Raw genomic sequence first — 17507 nt, 5'->3', positions numbered from 1 at the left:
TAAGATTTAGGTGACTAAAAAAATGATAATAATAGATTTTCACAATTTTACAATTGTGTTATTGTTCTTTATATTTTCTATTATTCTATGTATATATGAATATGTAAAAAAGAAAAAAAACTCCTTTTTTACAATAGTCTATAAATATTCATGTATCCTATATGGAATTTTTCTAATAAAATATGTATTTTTACCTTTAACTATGTTCCCAGACGAATTCGAGAAAGAAATAGTAAGTACATTCCCTTATTATCAATTAATTCCCTTGGCAACAATTACAGAAACTATTCAAGAAACAGGAAATTTCGTTCAGATTATCGGGAATGCTGTTTTATTATTCCCTTTAGGAGTATATTTGGGATTATTAGATAAAAAAGCAATTTCATTTAAATATGTATTTTTAAAAATAACGATAATAACAGTATCTATTGAAACAATTCAACTAATGATTAATTTTTTAACTCAATATCCTAATAAAATATTTGACATTGATGATATTATTTTAAATATTCCTGGAGGATTACTTGGTTGGATAATAATAAAATATTTAGCACCACACTTAGAAAAAGAAAACATTCCAACCATTTTTAACAAAAAGAATAATTATTATAATGGATAATCTATACAACAATAGGTAACATAATAAGGAATTATCTGAAGTTACCAAAAAGGACAAACCCTAAACTCTTTTGATAGTTTAGGGTTTGTCCTTTTTTTGTCTCCAGTATGCATAATTTTATAAAAGGGTATCCTTGTATATCCCACAATTAAACCGGGTTAATTAAAAAATGATACGTTATGTCAAAAAGTACACTTTGTAATATAGCTGAAAATTATGGAGATACGTTTGAAGAGATTCAAGAAGAATTGGTTAGCTAATTTCTACAAAACAAACGAACACTAGCCATTTCCTGTGAAAATAAGTGATAACCAGCAAATCCATATTCATAAAATCCTCTTATGGGTGTCATAACTTAACGAATAAAAAAGTAACTCCAAATAAAGTTTATATGTGCATTTCAGGGACAGCAATCCTATTCGCCGGATATGGGATGTGGATAGGTGGACAACAGTCATCATACGCTTATGTAGCTAGTAACCATGTTAATTCTACATCTTACATTATTCACGAGGACGGCATATTGAATCCAGAAGGTCCACATGCAGATCCAATGAGTGAATATACGCTGTGTGCGAAGGTTGGTGCATAAGGAGGATGTAAAGACGGATGTACGAGGACTCGTTTCTTCTATTCGAGAAAGTGGAGGCGAGTTTGTCCTAGTAGTAAGAGTGTCCACTTATAGACGAGAATAGGCGGTATATTTATTAGATAAAATAAGTCAACGTAAAAGAGTTGCCGTGCTCATTTATTACTAGCGTGGCAACCTCTTTTTTATTCCGGTGCGTTTATATAATAAATAAGTGTATCTATCCAATCCTCATTTTCCAAAAGGAATCCTTTTCGAATACATTCAAACTCCATGCCAACACTTTTTGCGAGGTGAATGGAAGCTTCGTTATCAAAGCTAATGTGCGCTTCGATACGGTGGAATGTAAGCTCGTTAAAGGCAAGTTCAAGTGCCGCCTCTACCGCTTCTTTCGCATATCCTTGGCGCCAATGTTGATTGTGGATTGTATAGCCGATACGCGCCCATTGAAAGTAGTCTCTTGCTAACGTAGAGAAATCGATGGATCCAAGATGTGCTCCGTCTTCTTTTCGGAAAATATCGAAGAGGTATGCTTTATCCTCGACCACTAACTTTTTATAGTTTGCTACTAACGTCGAAAACCACTCTTTCGTACATTCACTCATATCGATGTTTCCTTTGTCATACTTGTGCTGGGAAGGAAGTCTCTCTACAAATCCTTGTAGCCAAGCCTCGTAAGCATCTTCTTCCCTAAGACGAACAACTAATCGTTCTGTTTCGATTCGAATGGCGTATCACTCCTTTTCTACTTACGGTACATTCTCCAATGCCCAATGTCTTCGAAACCCAGCCGCTTATAAATCCGTCCTGCGCTTGGGTTGTTGTAAAACAAGCATAATGTTTTCTTCTCAGCGATTAAGTCGCGAATAATATGTTCGAGAAGGTGTGTGACGTATCCTTTTTGTCGAGCTTCTTCTACCGTCGCAACACCAACTATCATGCCAGATAACGAATTCTCCGCCGTTGTGGATGCAAGGGAAATCATCTTACCGTTCTGTTCGATATAGTACGTACGGCCGGTCTTTGTTTCTATTGATTGTTGTAGCATCCCGCGCGCATCGGATGCGATGTTGAACTCCTTAATAGACTTACGTACTTCGATTATACGATCAACATCTTCTAACGTAGCCATCTGTACTTCTTCTGTATTTGTTGAAAGTGTCGCATGTTCTGCTGTTGTACACTCAGCGAAATACGAATCCGTCTTCCGAAATCCTTCAAGTGGTAAAAGTAATTCCAACTGAGCGACCGCATCTTCGCTACCAGAAAATCCGTCAAATTCATACGAACGAATAATAGACGCAAATCCTTCTGCATCACAGATCCCTTCTGCTGAAATAATGAACGTATTATGATAGCGAAGCAACACCGCCTTCACCAAACCATCTTCCGTAAACTCTCCCCATAACTCTTGAAAGGCTTGTTCATATCCGAATGCTTCAATATCTCCGATGATAAAGAGGTTAAGCGCTGGATTTTGTGTTAAATAAGCGAATACTACTTCATTGTCTGCTTCGACTAATGTACGAATCATGTTGAGGTCCCCCTTTGTGCTTTTTGCTAGTATATAGAATTGTTTGTAAAATTAGAAATAATTTGATTTTTAGGAGGGGAATAGGAAGAATGGAACCTTTTCAAGGGAACGTAGGACAATCGACAGGAAAGTATGTGAAATATAAGAAGAAATGTTGCTACAATAGAAGAAAGTTTGGTATTATCAGTGTATTGTCAAGGCACGAAATATCACGGAGGTGGAATTATTATGTCACGAATTTCAGAAGAACAAGTAAAGCACGTTGCTCATTTAGCACGTCTTGCAGTTACAGAAGAAGAAGTTACGAAATTTACAAAGCAATTAGATGCAATTATTACGTTTGCTGAACAGCTAAACGAATTAGATACAGATAACGTAGAACCAACGACACACGTATTAAAGATGCGCAACATCATGCGTAAAGACGTTGCGGAAAAAGGCTTACCAGTAGAAGAAGTATTGAAAAATGCTCCTGATCACCAAGCTGGACAAGTACGTGTTCCAACAATTTTAGAATAGAAGGAGGGTTTCTCTTGTCATTATTTGATTATTCGATTTCCCAATTACATAGCAAGTTAAACAACAAAGAAATCTCAGTAACAGACTTAGTGAACGAATCATATACACGCATCAACGCGGTAGAAGATAAAGTAAAAGCATTTGTTACATTAGATGAAGAAAGAGCACGCCAAGCAGCGAAAGAAATGGATGAAGCGTTAGGAACAGACAACGCAAACGGTCTATTATTCGGTATGCCAATCGGTGTGAAAGATAACATCGTAACGAAAGGTCTTCGCACAACTTGCTCAAGCAAAATGTTAGCGAACTTAGACCCAATTTACGACGCAACAGTTGTACAAAAGTTACAAGGTGCACAAGCAATTACAATCGGTAAATTAAATATGGACGAGTTCGCAATGGGTTCTTCAAACGAAAACTCAGGATTCTTCCCAACGCGTAACCCATGGAACTTAGATTACGTACCAGGTGGATCTTCTGGTGGTTCAGCAGCTTCTGTAGCGGCTGGCGAAGTATTATTCTCATTAGGTTCTGATACGGGTGGTTCAATCCGTCAGCCAGCTGCATATTGCGGTGTAGTAGGGATGAAACCAACATACGGACGTGTATCACGTTACGGTCTAGTAGCATTCGCTTCATCATTAGACCAAATCGGACCAATTACACGTAACGTAGAAGACAACGCATACTTACTACAAGCGATCGCTGGCGTAGACAAGATGGACGCAACGAGCGCACACGTAGACGTAGCGAAATACGTAGAGTCATTAACTGGCGACGTAAAAGGCTTAAAAATCGGTGTTCCGAAAGAATACTTAGGTGACGGTGTAGGTGAAGAAGCTCGCCAATCTGTATTAGAAGCATTAAAAGTATTAGAAGGCATGGGCGCAACGTGGGAAGAAGTAACACTTCCACACTCGAAGTACGCTCTTGCGACTTACTACTTATTATCATCTTCTGAAGCATCATCTAACTTATCTCGTTTCGACGGTATCCGTTACGGTGTTCGTACAGACAACGCAGAGAACTTAGTAGACATTTACAAAAACACACGTAGCGAAGGCTTTGGTGATGAGGTAAAACGTCGTATCATGCTTGGAACATTTGCACTTAGCTCTGGATACTACGATGCGTACTACAAGAAAGCACAAAAAGTACGTACATTAATTAAACAAGACTTCGAGAATGTCTTTGAGAAATACGATGTCATTATCGGACCTACGACGCCAACAACGTCATTCAAATTAGGTGAGAAAACATCAGACCCAATGACAATGTATGCGAATGATATTTTAACAATCCCTGTGAACTTAGCGGGTGTACCAGCAATCTCACTTCCATGTGGATTCGGCGCGAACGGCATGCCACTAGGCTTACAAATTATCGGTAAACATTTCGATGAGTCAACAATCTACCGCGTAGCTCACGCATTTGAGCAAGCGACAGATCATCATAAAAAGAAACCAACACTATAATAAGGAGGCGACAACATGAATTTTGAAACTATTATTGGTTTAGAAGTACACTGTGAGTTAAAAACAAACTCAAAAATTTTCTCAGCAAGTCCAACAGAGTTTGGTGCGCCTCCTAATACACAAACAAGTGTTATTGACTTAGGATACCCTGGCGTATTACCAACACTGAACGAACAAGCGGTAGACTTCGCAATGCGTGCTGCTATGGCCCTAAATTGCGAAATCGCGACAGAAACAAAGTTCGACCGTAAAAACTATTTCTATCCAGACAATCCGAAAGCATACCAAATTTCACAATTTGATAAGCCAATCGGAGAGAATGGTTGGATTGAAATCGAAGTAAACGGCAAAACAAAACGTATCGGTATTACACGTCTTCATTTAGAAGAAGATGCTGGTAAATTAAATCATAGTGGCGATGGCTACTCATTAGTAGACTTCAACCGTCAAGGTACACCACTTATTGAGATCGTATCTGAGCCAGATATTCGTACGCCAGAAGAAGCGTATGCATACTTAGAGAAGTTACGCTCAATCATCCAATACACTGGCGTATCTGACGTGAAGATGGAAGAAGGATCACTTCGTTGTGATGCGAACATTTCATTACGTCCAGTAGGCCAAGAGAAATTCGGTACGAAAGCAGAGCTTAAGAACTTAAACTCATTCGCATTCGTACAAAAAGGCCTTGAGCATGAAATCGTACGCCAAGAGAAAGTATTATTAGCTGGCGGAATCATCCAACAAGAGACACGCCGTTATGACGAGTCAACGAAGACAACAATCTTAATGCGTGTGAAAGAAGGGGCGGACGATTACCGTTACTTCCCAGAGCCAGACTTAGTGGAGTTATATATCGACGACGAGTGGAAAGAGCGCGTACGTAACTCAATCCCTGAGTTACCAGATGCACGTAAGAAGCGTTACGTGGAGCAATTAGGCTTACCTGACTACGATGCGATGGTATTAACATTAACGAAAGAAATGTCGGATTTCTTCGATGCAACAGTACAAGCTGGCGCAGAAGCGAAATTAACATCAAACTGGTTAATGGGTGAAGTATCAGCTTACTTAAACAAGCAACAAAAAGATTTAAAAGACGTTGCCTTAACACCAGAGAACCTTGCTGGAATGATTCAATTACTTGAAAAAGGAACAATCTCTTCGAAAATCGCGAAGAAAGTGTTCATGGAGTTAGTTGAAAAAGGTGGAAACGCAGAAGATATTGTGAAAGCACAAGGTCTAGTTCAAATCTCAGACGAAGGTGCATTACTAACAATCGTTAACGAAGTGTTAGATAACAACGCACAATCAATTGAAGACTTCAAGAACGGTAAAGACCGCGCAATTAAAGCATTAATGGGTCAAATTATGAAAGCGACGAAAGGCCAAGCCAATCCGCCGTTAGTAACGAAATTATTAATGCAAGAAATCAACAAGCGCTAACACACAAGTTGGATAAGCGGCTAGAGTCATCTTAACGTGAAGCTAGTCGCTTTTCTTTGCGTATAACGTGTATCTTTCATTCATAGAGTTTACAGCTTGGTTGTACGGGATAAATTAGAGATATATTCCCCACAATTGTAGAGAAGCGGCTCTTAATGGTATAATGGAAGAGATTTGTAAAAATGAACGTTGAAAATAGGATGATGAAAATGAAACGTGCAAGAATAATCTATAACCCGACTTCGGGGAAAGAAGCGTTTAGAAAGCAATTGCCAGACGTTCTAGAGAAGCTAGAGCGAGCAGGTTATGAGACGTCTTGCCATGCAACAACGTGCGCAGGAGACGCGAAGAAAGCTGCGACGGCTGCTGGAGAACGCGGTGTATATGATGTTGTCATTGCCGCCGGTGGTGACGGTACAATTAACGAAGTGGTAACAGGTTTAATGCAAGTAAAGAACCCGCCAAAGCTAGGTGTTATTCCAGTAGGAACGACGAATGATTTTGGACGAGCGATGCATATTGGCAGAGATATTTTATCCGCAGTAGAAGTCATTACAGACGGACATACAATTCCAGTTGATATTGGACGCGCAAATGACAAATACTTTATCAACATCGCAGCGATGGGGAACCTAACGGAAATTTCATATGAAGCACCGAGTAAACTAAAGACGGTATTAGGTGAGTTCGCTTACGTGATTAAAGGTGTAGAAAAACTGCCATTTATCCACCCGACATTCGTAGAAATCGATTACGATGGCAAGAAATTTGAAGACGAAATTATGTTATTCCTTTTATCAAATACGAATTCTGTCGGTGGATTCGAGAAGCTTGTACCAGAAGCGTCTGTGAATGACGGTGTGTTTGACATGATTATCGTCCGAAAGGGAAGCATCCCAGAAATGGTTGGACTTCTAAGACGTGCTTCAAAAGGAACCCACATCAACCACCCACTTGTGTACCACGAGCGTGTAAGCCGTGTGAAAATTACCGCAAAAGAGAAACTACAGTTGAACTTAGACGGAGAATACGGTGGAGAGGTTCCAGTTGAATTCGAGAACCTACACCAACGACTACGTGTCTTCGTACCAGAAGGATACAAAGGCTAAGAGAGGATCACAATTTGTGCCTCTCTTTTTCATTTGTTCCGACATGTGATACAATGAACCGCAGGATAAAAAGAAAAGGAAGTTGAATAATGACAAAACGTAAACCACCAGTAGAGAAGAATGAAACGATTGACGTTGTCTTTGAAGATTTAACACACGAATTTTCAGGTGTTGCGAAAGTAGAAGGATACCCAATCTTCGTACCAAAAGCATTACCAGGCGAAAAAGCAACGATTAAAATAACAAAAGTAAACAAAAACTTCGCATTCGGACGCTTAATGGAAATCCATGAAGTAAGCCCGGAACGCCAAGAAGTAGTAAGCGAAGACTTCGCACAATTCGGCGGCTGCCAACTACAACATATGACATACGAAGGCCAGCTAAAAGCAAAACACGAACAAGTGAAAAATGCGATCACACGCATCGGTAACATTAAAGATACAGTTATTCACCCAGTAATCGGCATGGAAAACCCATGGCACTACCGCAATAAAATGCAAGTACCAGTGGGCATGAAAGACGGTAAATTCATTGCTGGATTCTACCGCGAACGTAGCCATGAAATTGTGGATATGAACACATCGTTAATCCAATCAGAAGATATTAACGAAGTATTCCAAGCAGTGAAAGAACTATGCATTCGTTTCCATATCCAACCGTACAACGAAGAGAAACATAACGGCGTTCTTCGCCACATCATGCTTCGTTCAGGTCAAAACACAGGTGAAGTAATGATCTGCTTCATCACGAAGACGAAGAAATTACCAAATGAAGAAATGTTAGTACAAGAAATTACAAAACGATTCCCGAATGTGAAGTCAATTACACACAACGTAAACAGCAAACGCACAAACGTTATCTTCGGTGAAGAAACACGTGTGATTCACGGATCAGAATATATTCACGATACAATCGGCGACATCAAATTCGCGATTTCAACACGCTCATTCTACCAAGTGAACCCGACACAAACGAAAGTACTATACGACAAAGCATTAGAGTACGCACAGCTAACAGGTGAAGAAACAGTAATGGACGCATACTGCGGTATCGGAACAATTACATTATTCCTAGCGCAAAAAGCGAAAAAAGTATACGGCGTAGAAATCGTTCCAGAAGCAATCGACGACGCAATCCGCAACGTAGCCTTAAACGGCATCACAAACGTAGAATTCGCAGTAGGCGAAGCGGAGAAAGTAATCCCAGCTTGGTACGAAGAAGACATCAAAGCTGACACATTAGTAGTAGATCCACCACGTAAAGGCTGTGACGAAGCACTACTAAAAACAATCATTGACATGAAGCCAAAACGTGTCGTATACGTTTCATGCAACCCAGCAACACTAGCACGCGATCTTCGCATCTTAGAAGACGGCGGCTATAAGACAGAACAAATCCAACCAGTTGATATGTTCCCACATACGACGCATGTTGAGTGTGTAGTGGAGTTAACATTACGATAAGATTAGAGGAAACAGCGAGCCGAGGGGTTCGCTGTTTTTTTCTGCCCGATGAGCTATCGATTTCAGTAACAACAAGTGCTTGATCTGCTAATAGTCGTTCTATATAGGGGAGAAAATATCCTTTTCATCTTTTCATGATCAGTTGGATTCTAAAACTGGACTTCGCTCGAGTGAACTATTGTAGCAAATTGGGGAAGAATGCTATTATGATGGTTTATGATTTGTTCTGCCGTTAATCTATCTGAATCGTAAGTGCTGTGACAATCCTCTACCAAATCTACTTTGTAGCCTAGCGAATAACCACTCTTTACCGTTGTGTCCACGCAATATTCGGTTTGTACGCCGCATATCACTAGAGTGTCAATACCTTGATCCCGTAATCGGGGATGGAGCTCTGAATCTAGAAACGAATCTGCGTAATGTTTAATAATGATATGATCATGTGCAAGAGGAGCGATCTGTTCATGTACTTGCCATAGCGGTTGATTTTCCGATCTTAGGGAACCGTGCGGCTCAGTAAACATGACATAGAATACGGGTGAACTTCCCTTTCGAGCTTTTTCAATTAATCGCCTTGTATTTTCTAGCAGTTTCTCTTCCTGATAAAGAGATTTTCCGCCATAATCTTTCCATACAAAGGGCATAGCCTGCATGTCAATAATTAGTAGCGCCTTTTTCATCTTAGGTGACCCTCCCTAATCCTAATTTCTTTTTCTCATATTTCCATAATCCATGTCGGTTGCAATACATATACAACGTTCCACCATGCATTTTGGGGAAGCGTACTTCTGCGAGTTGTTCCGGGTACAATTTGATGAGCATCACTCTGTCATACGAAATATAGGCTACAAAAGATATATAATGGTCTCTGCTCATCTCGTGCTTAATGGTAACAAAGTAATCCTCTTCAATTTCGTGAACGGTTATTTTGTGCTCATCGTTCTCCGTTTTGGAAAGCAGCGACTCCAGTATCCTGCCGCAACATGAAATGCTGCTTGCCCCCGTACTGGTCATAATATTGCCACAGCTTTGACACGCATAAAATTTTACGTTCTTCATATTTCCTTCATCCTGTTCATTCGGATTTAAATCTCCGGATAAAATCATCTCGATATTTACGCCTAATATGTTGGATAGCTCCCCAAGCAAGGACACATCCGGACACCCCAATCCGCGTTCCCATTTTGAAATCGTCTTATCACTAATATTCATAAGAAGGGCTAATTCTTTTTGAGTCATTCTTTTATCTTTACGAAGACTCTGAATTAGCCTTCCAACCTTGATGCAATTCATATTGTCCGCCTCCTGTAATTTTAGAATATCAAGTATGTTTGCCCCTTTCAATAAACGCTCCGTAGAGTTTACTAACCTGCCCGATTGCTTAATTATCTTGGAAGGGTTATACGTACAACATCTATTTGGAAAAAATGAATGTAGAGTAGGCGGATATTCAAGTCATGTTGAGCGTGTAGTGGAATTAACATTACGATAAGATTAGAGGAAACAGCGAGTCGAGGGGTTCGCTGTTTTTTATGTTTTTTTTGATTTTCTAATGAAAAAAACGAATTTTCGATGGGGAAATTCGTTCTTTTTTGTTGTTTTAGTGTCTTTTCTTTATAGTATAGCTTGAATTCATATGGAAGTGCTTTTTCTTCGCTTTCCACCATTAATTGAAGGACATTTCATGCACATAACGGAGAGTGGCGACTCCTGCGGGAAAAGCGAGAAAAGGGAGACCCCGCAAGGCTTGCCGAGGAGGCTCGCTCTCGCCCGCGGAAAGCGTCCACTCGGAGTGCAGTGCTGGCTCCCTGTCGTTTGATGAAGATTCTTTGTTTTTTATCATTTTAAGTAATAAGAGAAGTTGTTCAAGCCTCTCCTTTAAGGCTAATCTCATTTAATTGTTGATGCCTCTAATGCTTCCCATTCTTCCATGAATGTAGCCATTGATTTCTCCACTTCATCTTCACTCGGGACATGTCTCAGTATTTCCTCTTGTGTATAAGCCTTACCGCCTTTTACAATGAGATGGATATCCTTTGTATGTTTAATGTCCTCTAATGGATTGTCGTTTAAAATAACTAAATCAGCAATAGATCCTTCTTTGATTACACCAATGCCATCCAGATTGATAGATTTTGCCGCATTTACTGTCGCTGCTTGTAAAGCTTCCAATTCAGTAAAGCCAATTTCTACAAATATTTCGAGTTCACGGTGTAAAAGCATACCTGGGTATGTATATAATAAGGCAGGCGTATCCGTTCCAGCAACTACTGTTCCACCCATATCATAGTAAATTTTGGCAGTGGCTTTCTGTAAGTTATATGGCTTAGCATTATGTTTTTTTATCGCGTCTATATGTTCCACGTGTTGATTCCAATATTGCATGATGAAATTTATCTTTGAAGCGGATTCTATGATACTATTTTTAGGAGACCAATATTCAGGATAGTTGATAGCTTGATCGTAAAGAGCCAATGTTGGGCATAATTTCACATTGTATGTCAACATTTTCTCACAAAGTTCCTTTATTTTTTCTTGATCTGGGTTTTCCCAATCGATATGACGCCATTCCTCTTGGTCTACAAATAGATTCCATCCTTTGTACATCTCATGTGCAAAACCAGATGCATGCTCAATCCAAGTAACCCCACACTCAGCTGCATCTAAAGCAGTTACATCTTTTGAATTCACCAAATCAATGGCAACTTCTAAGTTATACTTCTTCGCCTCATCTACAGCCGCTGCCATCACGTCTTTTTTAATCCATCCATACAATTTAACAAACTTTGCGCCCACTTTTGCTTGTCTACGAACTTCTTTCCTCGCCTCTTCTGGATTGTCTGTTACGAGAGCACCATAGCTAGTTGGACCCCATTGACCAGGTGTTCCGTCAATCATTCTGTCTGATGCATAAATTCGTGGTATTGGTGCATCATCAGGTTGTTCAATTAATGTTGAAAGTAACGTAACATTACCTGCAGTATTTCGTATTGTCGTTACCCCTGATGCAACGAAATGTGGAGCAAATCGTTCATTAATATGACAATGCATATCGATTAAACCTGGGATAATATATTTCCCTTCAGCATCAACCGTATGTACCCCTTCTGGTAACACGTCATCACCTTTAACTATTCTTTTCACCGTATTTTTCTCTATTTCGATTGAACCTACATAAGAACCCCCATTTTCCACATCAATAATTGTTCCATTTTTAATAAGTAAAGTACTCATTTTTTACCTCCTTGAATTTTCTGTTTCATGCATGATGAAGAGTTAAGGGGTATGATGTAGTATGTTGTGTATAACTCTTTTTGTCTATTATGTCATTAAATGTAATAAGGCTCAAGGAATTACTAGAGAATAATGATCTGAGATAGAATACTCGGTTCAAGTGGATGAAGAAAAACTATGCTGAGTGAAGTTTCACTTTTTGAACTACCATTCAGGACGAATTTTCGTTACAATAAACAGTGTTGATTTTCACAAATGATGCATGTCCACATGTATTTGATAATAAGTGATTAAGCATGATATAAAGTATAAAAGAAGTGGAACAGTTAACTTTCTATGTTTTGACCGAGAGTTTGAAATTGTATCCATCGTGAGAGGATTTGAAGTTGAAATGACAACTAATTTTTGGCGTGATTTACCACGACCATTTTTTGTACTTGCACCAATGGAAGATGTGACAGACCTTGTCTTTCGTCACGTCGTAAGTGAAGCAGGTCGACCGGATGTATTCTTCACAGAATTCACAAACTCGGATAGCTACTGTCATCCAGATGGAATCAAAAGTGTACGTGGCCGTTTAGCTTTTACAGAAGATGAACAACCATTAGTAGCACATATTTGGGGAGATAATCCTGACTACTTCCGTCAAATGAGTATTGGCATGGCCGAGCTAGGATTCAAAGGTATCGATATTAATATGGGTTGCCCTGTACCGAACGTGGCATCAAGAGGAAAAGGTAGTGGCCTTATTCTACGCCCAGACGTAGCGGCAGAACTTATTCAAGCCGCAAAAGCAGGTGGACTACCTGTCAGCGTAAAAACACGCCTTGGCTTTAAGGAGCTAGATGAGTGGAAAGATTGGTTAGCACACATCTTCAAACAAGATATTGCGAACCTTTCGATCCATTTACGTACAAGAGAAGAAATGAGCCTAGTAGATGCACACTGGGAGCTAATTCCGGAAATTAAGGAACTACGCGACCGTATCGCACCAAATACACTAATAACGATCAACGGAGACATTCCAGACCGCCAAGTCGGCCTAGAACTTGCGGAAAAATACGGCATCGACGGCGTTATGATCGGACGAGGTATCTTCAAAAACCCGTTCGCCTTTGAAAAAGAGCCAAGAGAACATAGCAGTCAAGAATACCTTGATCTATTAAGACTACAACTCGATCTTCAAGATCAATACGCAGAAGTTCTACCGCGTTCCATCACAGGACTTCACCGCTTCTTCAAAATCTACGTCAAAGGCTTCCCAGGAGCTGCCGAATTACGAAATCAGTTGATGAGCACGAAGTCGACGGATGAGGTAAGGGCGATGTTGGATAGGTTTGATGAGAAAGCTAAGGGGATAGTGGAGTGAGGTAAGGTTGGAAAGATAAAGGAAGAATGAACTGTATTGGCTTATGTGGATTTATTTTATTCACTTTTAAGTTTTTTTGCAGCGGATAGCTTTTGTTTTGATGAAGTTTATTTTTGGAAAGAGGAAGGTGTTGAGAGGGTAATAAACCTACCAGCACCTTTTTGTTGCTACATATACTTTTGTACAAATGGTGTGTGGTGGAGATTGCATTGAGATAAGGTAGTTAGCCCCTTTTAATTCGTGGGTGATGCTTTTGTATCATTGGGGGTCAGTGTGATTTGTATATTGAAAATTATGAAATTTAAAAAGTGAGCTTGAATGCGAAAAAATTAGTAAAGAAAGTATAGAAGAATAGTAAATAAGGTGACTATTAAAGCTTAATGTGATTTACTTATTACTATCATCAAAATTATACACATGGTATATTAGGGAATGTATGCTTAAATATGGAAAAATATATAGTGAGATAATTAGATTACAACTGCTGAATGGGTGAGCTTGCAAGTAACCATAGAGAGGATGTATGGTTTATTGGTTATGCGAAAGTTGCAGATTTTATAAGTAGTAATCTGTGAGGTTTATAATTTAGTTGTTAAACAAAGAATTTTTATTTTTGTAATTTGCATGGTATTTGTAACTTCGCATATCATGTATGTTTTTTTGACTGCTCATATAGTTTCGATTGGAATTATGAAATAGGTTGGATTTTATACTATGGTATAAGTATCATAGTTTTATTTATGAGAAACTATTTGAGGTTTTTGAGAATTAGAGTAGTTCGAGAAGTCGCTGCATTTTTGAATAGCTTTGATTTTCTATAGTGATATAAATCAAAATGTATGGGGAGTACACTTAGTAATTCTTCATATGGCTAATTTACGTATGTGATTATTAAAAGAGAGAGGGTGTATATGGATAATGCAAAAAACATGGTGGTTTATACGTGGAAGTCTAATTGAAATAGGTAATATTTTTATTCTTTTGATAATCTCTTATTTATCTATCATTATAAATATATTTATTATTTTTGGAATTGACAGTGTTAAATTAGGGGATATTGTAAAAAGGCAAGATATTGTAAATATGATATTGACAACAGGTATTAGTATGTTGGCAGGTATATTAGTCCTTGAATTATCAAAAGCTAAAATAAGGAAAGGGACATTGTTTTCTATTTTAGGAAATTGTTTATTAGCATCAATCCTTAGTCTCATTTTGACAATACAGATAGAAAAGAAAGAAGTATTTTTTAATTTGAATATAGTATATTTTATGACAACTTTATTTTTTGTCATCACTCTTCTTATTGTTTTTAGAACGAATTACAGCTTTAAAAATGTTAAGGAGTATATTAGAATTCAACAAACAGCGAAAAACAGTCGTGATAAAAATAAATTTAAAATTGATGATGCAGAATATAAGGTTTAAGGAAAGGGGGAAGACAAATGTCTGAGATTATTTTGAACGCTATTGAAACTAATCAACCAATAGGGAATTTTTACATAGCGAAAATTAATGCAAGAGATTTATATAAGGCGTCTACTGTAGATCGTTTGATGATTGAAATGCAATCAGAAGAAAATGAATTATTTTATAAAGGTATTCAAAGAGAGATAAATGAAAGTAAAGTTCGAAGTTTAGAAGATTATATTAAGTCTCCGGATGCTACATTTCCAAATTCGATAATATTGAATGTAGACGAAAAATATGTTATTTCAAAAACATTAGATTCGTTAGTTTTAAGAGCAACTACTAATACATTTAGTGTTATTGATGGTCAGCACCGATTAGAAGGTTTTAGAGGATATACAGAAACTAATTTTGAATTAGTAGTTTCCATTTTTATTGGATTATCGATTGAAGAACAGGCAAGAATATTTACTATAATAAATTCAGAACAAACAAAGGTTAACCCTTCAGTTCAAATATTTCAAGAATTACATGACAAGGTTTATACACCCAGAAAAATGGCAGCTACAATTACAACTATGTTTGCAAAAGATATAGAATCTCCGTGGGTTAATAAAATAAAGTTATTAGGTATAAAAGATGAAATATCTAGTGAAGGTATTATTAGTCTAAGTGCTTTTGTTAAACCAATAATAGGATACATATACGATGATAGAAGATATCATTTTGTAAGAACTAAAATTTTAACTGAGGATTTCGAGTCAATTTCTAATCTCGAAGTAGCAAGAGGTTCAATCTCTGTATTTTGGAAACTGTATATACAAAAGAATGAAGCTGTTATGTATAAAATATTATTTAATTATTATAAATCCATCAGTATAGTTTTGAAAAAAGATTGGAAAAATAAAGAAAGCTTATTGACTAAAACAACAGGTTATAATGCTTTAATGCTATTATTTAAAGATGTTTTTGAAAAAGCAGAGTCACAACAAGATTTTAGTATTGAGAATTTCAACCACCTGTTAAAAGGATTGAAGGAAATGGAAGGTACTATTAATTCAACAAATTATGGTGCAAGTGGAGAAAAAGCTGCTAATGATTTATATAAGATATTTAAATCTTATATAAATTTATAAGTAACAATAACGGATAAAAAATCTATTAAAGCGCTGTTATAATCTATTTTCTCTACCTCAGTATACCAATCATGTGGGAATCTTAAGAAGATTAATAAGAAATTAGAGAGTCTCTCTGTTTGGAGAGGCTTTATTTTATGGATTTACTTTTATTTATATAATAAAGAAAGGGCGTAACTATTCAAATTCAACCAAGTTCGAAAAGCTTTAGATTTGTATATTATGAAAAAAAGACACAAACTCTTCATTTGATGTAAAAGTATGCTAGTAATATATTTAGTATAGATGTAAAAACTTTACTTGTAATCAAACCAGCAACACGAACCCACCTCAATAGTCGAACTCAAATCACACGAAAAGAGGAACCATAATGAGCAATCTTTTAATCGAAGACAAACCGTTACTTGTGTTACCTGTGTTAGCTTGTGAATGTGGACTAAATGAAGCGATGTTTTTGCAGCAATTGCATTATTGGATTCAGAGAAGTGAGAATGTGCGTGATGGTTATACGTGGGTGTATAATTCCTATGTAAATTGGCAGAAGCAATTTCCGTTCTGGAGTATATCGACGTTGAAGCGACTTGTTTGGAAGCTGGAAGAGGAAGGTTATATTATTTCAGCCAATTACAATCGACTGAAGTTGGATAAGACGAAGTGGTATCGGATCAATTATGAGAAGTTAGCACATTTAAGTGAATCGTATCGTCAAACTGAGCAAGCCGACTATTCCCATTTGAACAGCCAGCATAGTATGAGCGAACCGCTAGAAGGTTCAGACTTGACCACCCTGCAATCAGAGGTGAACCGACCAATACCAGAGAGTACTACAGATACTAACTCAGAGAGTACAGCAGAGAATGCCGCCGCTTCCCACTCATTTGTTAAGGAGATAGGAAAAGAGCAATCTTCCGCGGATGACGTGTTAGCTTCTGTACGTCGTATGGAGATAGAGCTCATTGCGCAGCGATTCATGGAGTTGCGGAAATCAGGAAGTAAGCTGAAACAGAGCGATTATAACGGTATTACGGAAGTATTGGATACGGGGATAGCACGAGAAGATGCGCTCAGATGGATGGAAGAGTGTTTTCAACATTATAGACCAAGGCACCACCGTGATAAAATCAATTCTTTCTTGTATTGTGTACCGTACATATTGGAGCGTCATGCGGAACGGTTTAGGGCATCGATTAGAAGACAAGTTCGTGGAAAATATAACAAGGAAGATTTCGATTTAAGCGAACTTCCAAGCAAGTATAACGAAGAAAATTTTGATTTAGATGATTGAGTGAGAAGCTCATTGAACATATTTTTCTATAATTTTTAAAATTCATTCCTCAGTTTAGAAAATATATAGTTACCTATTTAAAAATATTGTTCCCATAATAATATATGCACTAAATTATTCCCATAAATGAGGGTTACTCTACTTGTTTTTACCAGATATCATTTGTATTTAACGTTATGAGATTAGTATTATAGATTAATTGTCTTTTAAGGATGTCTATTGTATAATTTTACTAGTCCCGTGAAAACGGTTGCGGGAGAGATGAGTTTCACATTTGTCAAACGTTTTATTCTTAAGAAGTTCGACAAGTAACCAGCTG

General features: G+C 37.8%; 16 protein-coding genes. 11 read left to right on the top strand and 5 right to left on the bottom strand.

All coding sequences use genetic code 11. From position 1 onward, the window contains the following. The first annotated feature begins 22 nt into the window (after positions 1 to 22). Both IEV41_RS15790 and IEV41_RS15785 read left to right on the top strand, forming a co-directional pair. On the top strand, positions 23 to 619 hold the full coding sequence (locus tag IEV41_RS15790; protein ID WP_188389462.1) for a VanZ family protein: 597 nt from the start codon (positions 23 to 25) through the stop codon (positions 617 to 619). A gap of 391 nt (positions 620 to 1010) precedes the next feature. Further along, the gene (locus IEV41_RS15785) at positions 1011 to 1211 is read left to right on the top strand and encodes a hypothetical protein (RefSeq protein WP_188389461.1); all 201 of its coding nucleotides are present in this window, start codon (positions 1011 to 1013) and stop codon (positions 1209 to 1211) included. A gap of 182 nt (positions 1212 to 1393) precedes the next feature. Here the strand turns inward: IEV41_RS15785 and IEV41_RS15780 are convergent, their stop codons facing one another. Next, positions 1394 to 1930: a GNAT family N-acetyltransferase gene (locus tag IEV41_RS15780; RefSeq protein WP_308420342.1), complete on the bottom strand. Its 537-nt coding sequence runs from the start codon at positions 1928 to 1930 to the stop codon at positions 1394 to 1396. Between the two features lie 23 nt (positions 1931 to 1953). After that, a complete protein-coding gene (locus IEV41_RS15775; RefSeq protein ID WP_188389460.1) occupies positions 1954 to 2742 on the bottom strand; it encodes a GNAT family N-acetyltransferase in 789 nt (262 codons plus the stop codon). Between the two features lie 228 nt (positions 2743 to 2970). Between IEV41_RS15775 and gatC the strand changes: the two genes are divergently transcribed. The 5 genes from gatC to rlmD all read left to right on the top strand — a co-directional run bounded on the left by gatC (position 2971) and on the right by rlmD (position 8754). Further along, the gene (gatC, locus tag IEV41_RS15770; RefSeq protein WP_188389459.1) at positions 2971 to 3261 is read left to right on the top strand and encodes an Asp-tRNA(Asn)/Glu-tRNA(Gln) amidotransferase subunit GatC; all 291 of its coding nucleotides are present in this window, start codon (positions 2971 to 2973) and stop codon (positions 3259 to 3261) included. 14 nt (positions 3262 to 3275) lie between these two features. Next, positions 3276 to 4736 (top strand): Asp-tRNA(Asn)/Glu-tRNA(Gln) amidotransferase subunit GatA, encoded by a 1461-nt coding sequence (gene gatA / locus IEV41_RS15765; RefSeq protein ID WP_188389458.1) that lies wholly within the window; start codon positions 3276 to 3278, stop codon positions 4734 to 4736. A gap of 15 nt (positions 4737 to 4751) precedes the next feature. Next, positions 4752 to 6182, top strand: a complete 1431-nt coding sequence (gene gatB / locus IEV41_RS15760; protein ID WP_188389457.1) for an Asp-tRNA(Asn)/Glu-tRNA(Gln) amidotransferase subunit GatB — start codon at positions 4752 to 4754, stop codon at positions 6180 to 6182. A 209-nt stretch (positions 6183 to 6391) separates the two neighbouring features. Further along, positions 6392 to 7291: a diacylglycerol kinase gene (locus IEV41_RS15755; protein ID WP_188389456.1), complete on the top strand. Its 900-nt coding sequence runs from the start codon at positions 6392 to 6394 to the stop codon at positions 7289 to 7291. An 89-nt stretch (positions 7292 to 7380) separates the two neighbouring features. Further along, the gene (gene rlmD, locus IEV41_RS15750) at positions 7381 to 8754 is read left to right on the top strand and encodes a 23S rRNA (uracil(1939)-C(5))-methyltransferase RlmD (protein ID WP_188389455.1); all 1374 of its coding nucleotides are present in this window, start codon (positions 7381 to 7383) and stop codon (positions 8752 to 8754) included. A 149-nt stretch (positions 8755 to 8903) separates the two neighbouring features. On the opposite strand, the gene IEV41_RS15745 is transcribed toward rlmD, so the two are convergent. The 3 genes from IEV41_RS15745 to IEV41_RS15735 form a co-directional block, all read right to left on the bottom strand. Continuing rightward, entirely contained in the window at positions 8904 to 9434 is a 531-nt protein-coding gene (locus IEV41_RS15745) for a cysteine hydrolase family protein (protein ID WP_188389454.1), read from the bottom strand. Position 9435: 1 nt separating this feature from the next. After that, positions 9436 to 10047, bottom strand: a complete 612-nt coding sequence (locus IEV41_RS15740) for a helix-turn-helix domain-containing protein (protein ID WP_188389453.1) — start codon at positions 10045 to 10047, stop codon at positions 9436 to 9438. A gap of 597 nt (positions 10048 to 10644) precedes the next feature. After that, positions 10645 to 11988: an amidohydrolase family protein gene (locus IEV41_RS15735; RefSeq protein ID WP_188389452.1), complete on the bottom strand. Its 1344-nt coding sequence runs from the start codon at positions 11986 to 11988 to the stop codon at positions 10645 to 10647. A 391-nt stretch (positions 11989 to 12379) separates the two neighbouring features. On the opposite strand from IEV41_RS15735, the gene IEV41_RS15730 reads away from it, so the two are divergent. From IEV41_RS15730 to IEV41_RS15715, 4 genes are all read left to right on the top strand, one after another. Next, positions 12380 to 13357 (top strand): tRNA dihydrouridine synthase, encoded by a 978-nt coding sequence (locus IEV41_RS15730; RefSeq protein WP_188389451.1) that lies wholly within the window; start codon positions 12380 to 12382, stop codon positions 13355 to 13357. A gap of 918 nt (positions 13358 to 14275) precedes the next feature. Next, on the top strand, positions 14276 to 14785 hold the full coding sequence (locus IEV41_RS15725) for a hypothetical protein (protein WP_188389450.1): 510 nt from the start codon (positions 14276 to 14278) through the stop codon (positions 14783 to 14785). Between the two features lie 17 nt (positions 14786 to 14802). Then, positions 14803 to 15903 (top strand): DGQHR domain-containing protein, encoded by a 1101-nt coding sequence (locus IEV41_RS15720; protein WP_188389449.1) that lies wholly within the window; start codon positions 14803 to 14805, stop codon positions 15901 to 15903. Positions 15904 to 16273: 370 nt separating this feature from the next. Then, positions 16274 to 17188, top strand: a complete 915-nt coding sequence (locus IEV41_RS15715; protein ID WP_188389448.1) for a replication protein — start codon at positions 16274 to 16276, stop codon at positions 17186 to 17188. The last annotated feature ends 319 nt before the right edge of the window (positions 17189 to 17507 follow it).

The organism is Priestia taiwanensis, from assembly GCF_014638355.1.
GTDB classification, from domain to species: Bacteria; Bacillota; Bacilli; order Bacillales; family Bacillaceae_G; genus Priestia_D; species Priestia_D taiwanensis.
This window is presented reverse-complemented; position numbering and strand designations above follow the sequence as displayed.

What these genes read in the sequence shown, in the direction of transcription:
- IEV41_RS15790 (WP_188389462.1), top strand. Translation starts at nt 23, where the DNA reads ATGATAATAATAGATTTTCACAATTTTACAATTGTGTTATTGTTCTTT.
- IEV41_RS15785 (WP_188389461.1), top strand. Translation starts at nt 1,011, where the DNA reads ATGTGCATTTCAGGGACAGCAATCCTATTCGCCGGATATGGGATGTGG.
- IEV41_RS15775 (WP_188389460.1), bottom strand. Translation starts at nt 2,742, where the DNA reads ATGATTCGTACATTAGTCGAAGCAGACAATGAAGTAGTATTCGCTTAT.
- gatC (WP_188389459.1), top strand. Translation starts at nt 2,971, where the DNA reads ATGTCACGAATTTCAGAAGAACAAGTAAAGCACGTTGCTCATTTAGCA.
- gatB (WP_188389457.1), top strand. Translation starts at nt 4,752, where the DNA reads ATGAATTTTGAAACTATTATTGGTTTAGAAGTACACTGTGAGTTAAAA.
- IEV41_RS15755 (WP_188389456.1), top strand. Translation starts at nt 6,392, where the DNA reads ATGAAACGTGCAAGAATAATCTATAACCCGACTTCGGGGAAAGAAGCG.
- rlmD (WP_188389455.1), top strand. Translation starts at nt 7,381, where the DNA reads ATGACAAAACGTAAACCACCAGTAGAGAAGAATGAAACGATTGACGTT.
- IEV41_RS15745 (WP_188389454.1), bottom strand. Translation starts at nt 9,434, where the DNA reads ATGAAAAAGGCGCTACTAATTATTGACATGCAGGCTATGCCCTTTGTA.
- IEV41_RS15740 (WP_188389453.1), bottom strand. Translation starts at nt 10,047, where the DNA reads ATGAATTGCATCAAGGTTGGAAGGCTAATTCAGAGTCTTCGTAAAGAT.
- IEV41_RS15735 (WP_188389452.1), bottom strand. Translation starts at nt 11,988, where the DNA reads ATGAGTACTTTACTTATTAAAAATGGAACAATTATTGATGTGGAAAAT.
- IEV41_RS15730 (WP_188389451.1), top strand. Translation starts at nt 12,380, where the DNA reads ATGACAACTAATTTTTGGCGTGATTTACCACGACCATTTTTTGTACTT.
- IEV41_RS15725 (WP_188389450.1), top strand. Translation starts at nt 14,276, where the DNA reads ATGCAAAAAACATGGTGGTTTATACGTGGAAGTCTAATTGAAATAGGT.
- IEV41_RS15720 (WP_188389449.1), top strand. Translation starts at nt 14,803, where the DNA reads ATGTCTGAGATTATTTTGAACGCTATTGAAACTAATCAACCAATAGGG.
- IEV41_RS15715 (WP_188389448.1), top strand. Translation starts at nt 16,274, where the DNA reads ATGAGCAATCTTTTAATCGAAGACAAACCGTTACTTGTGTTACCTGTG.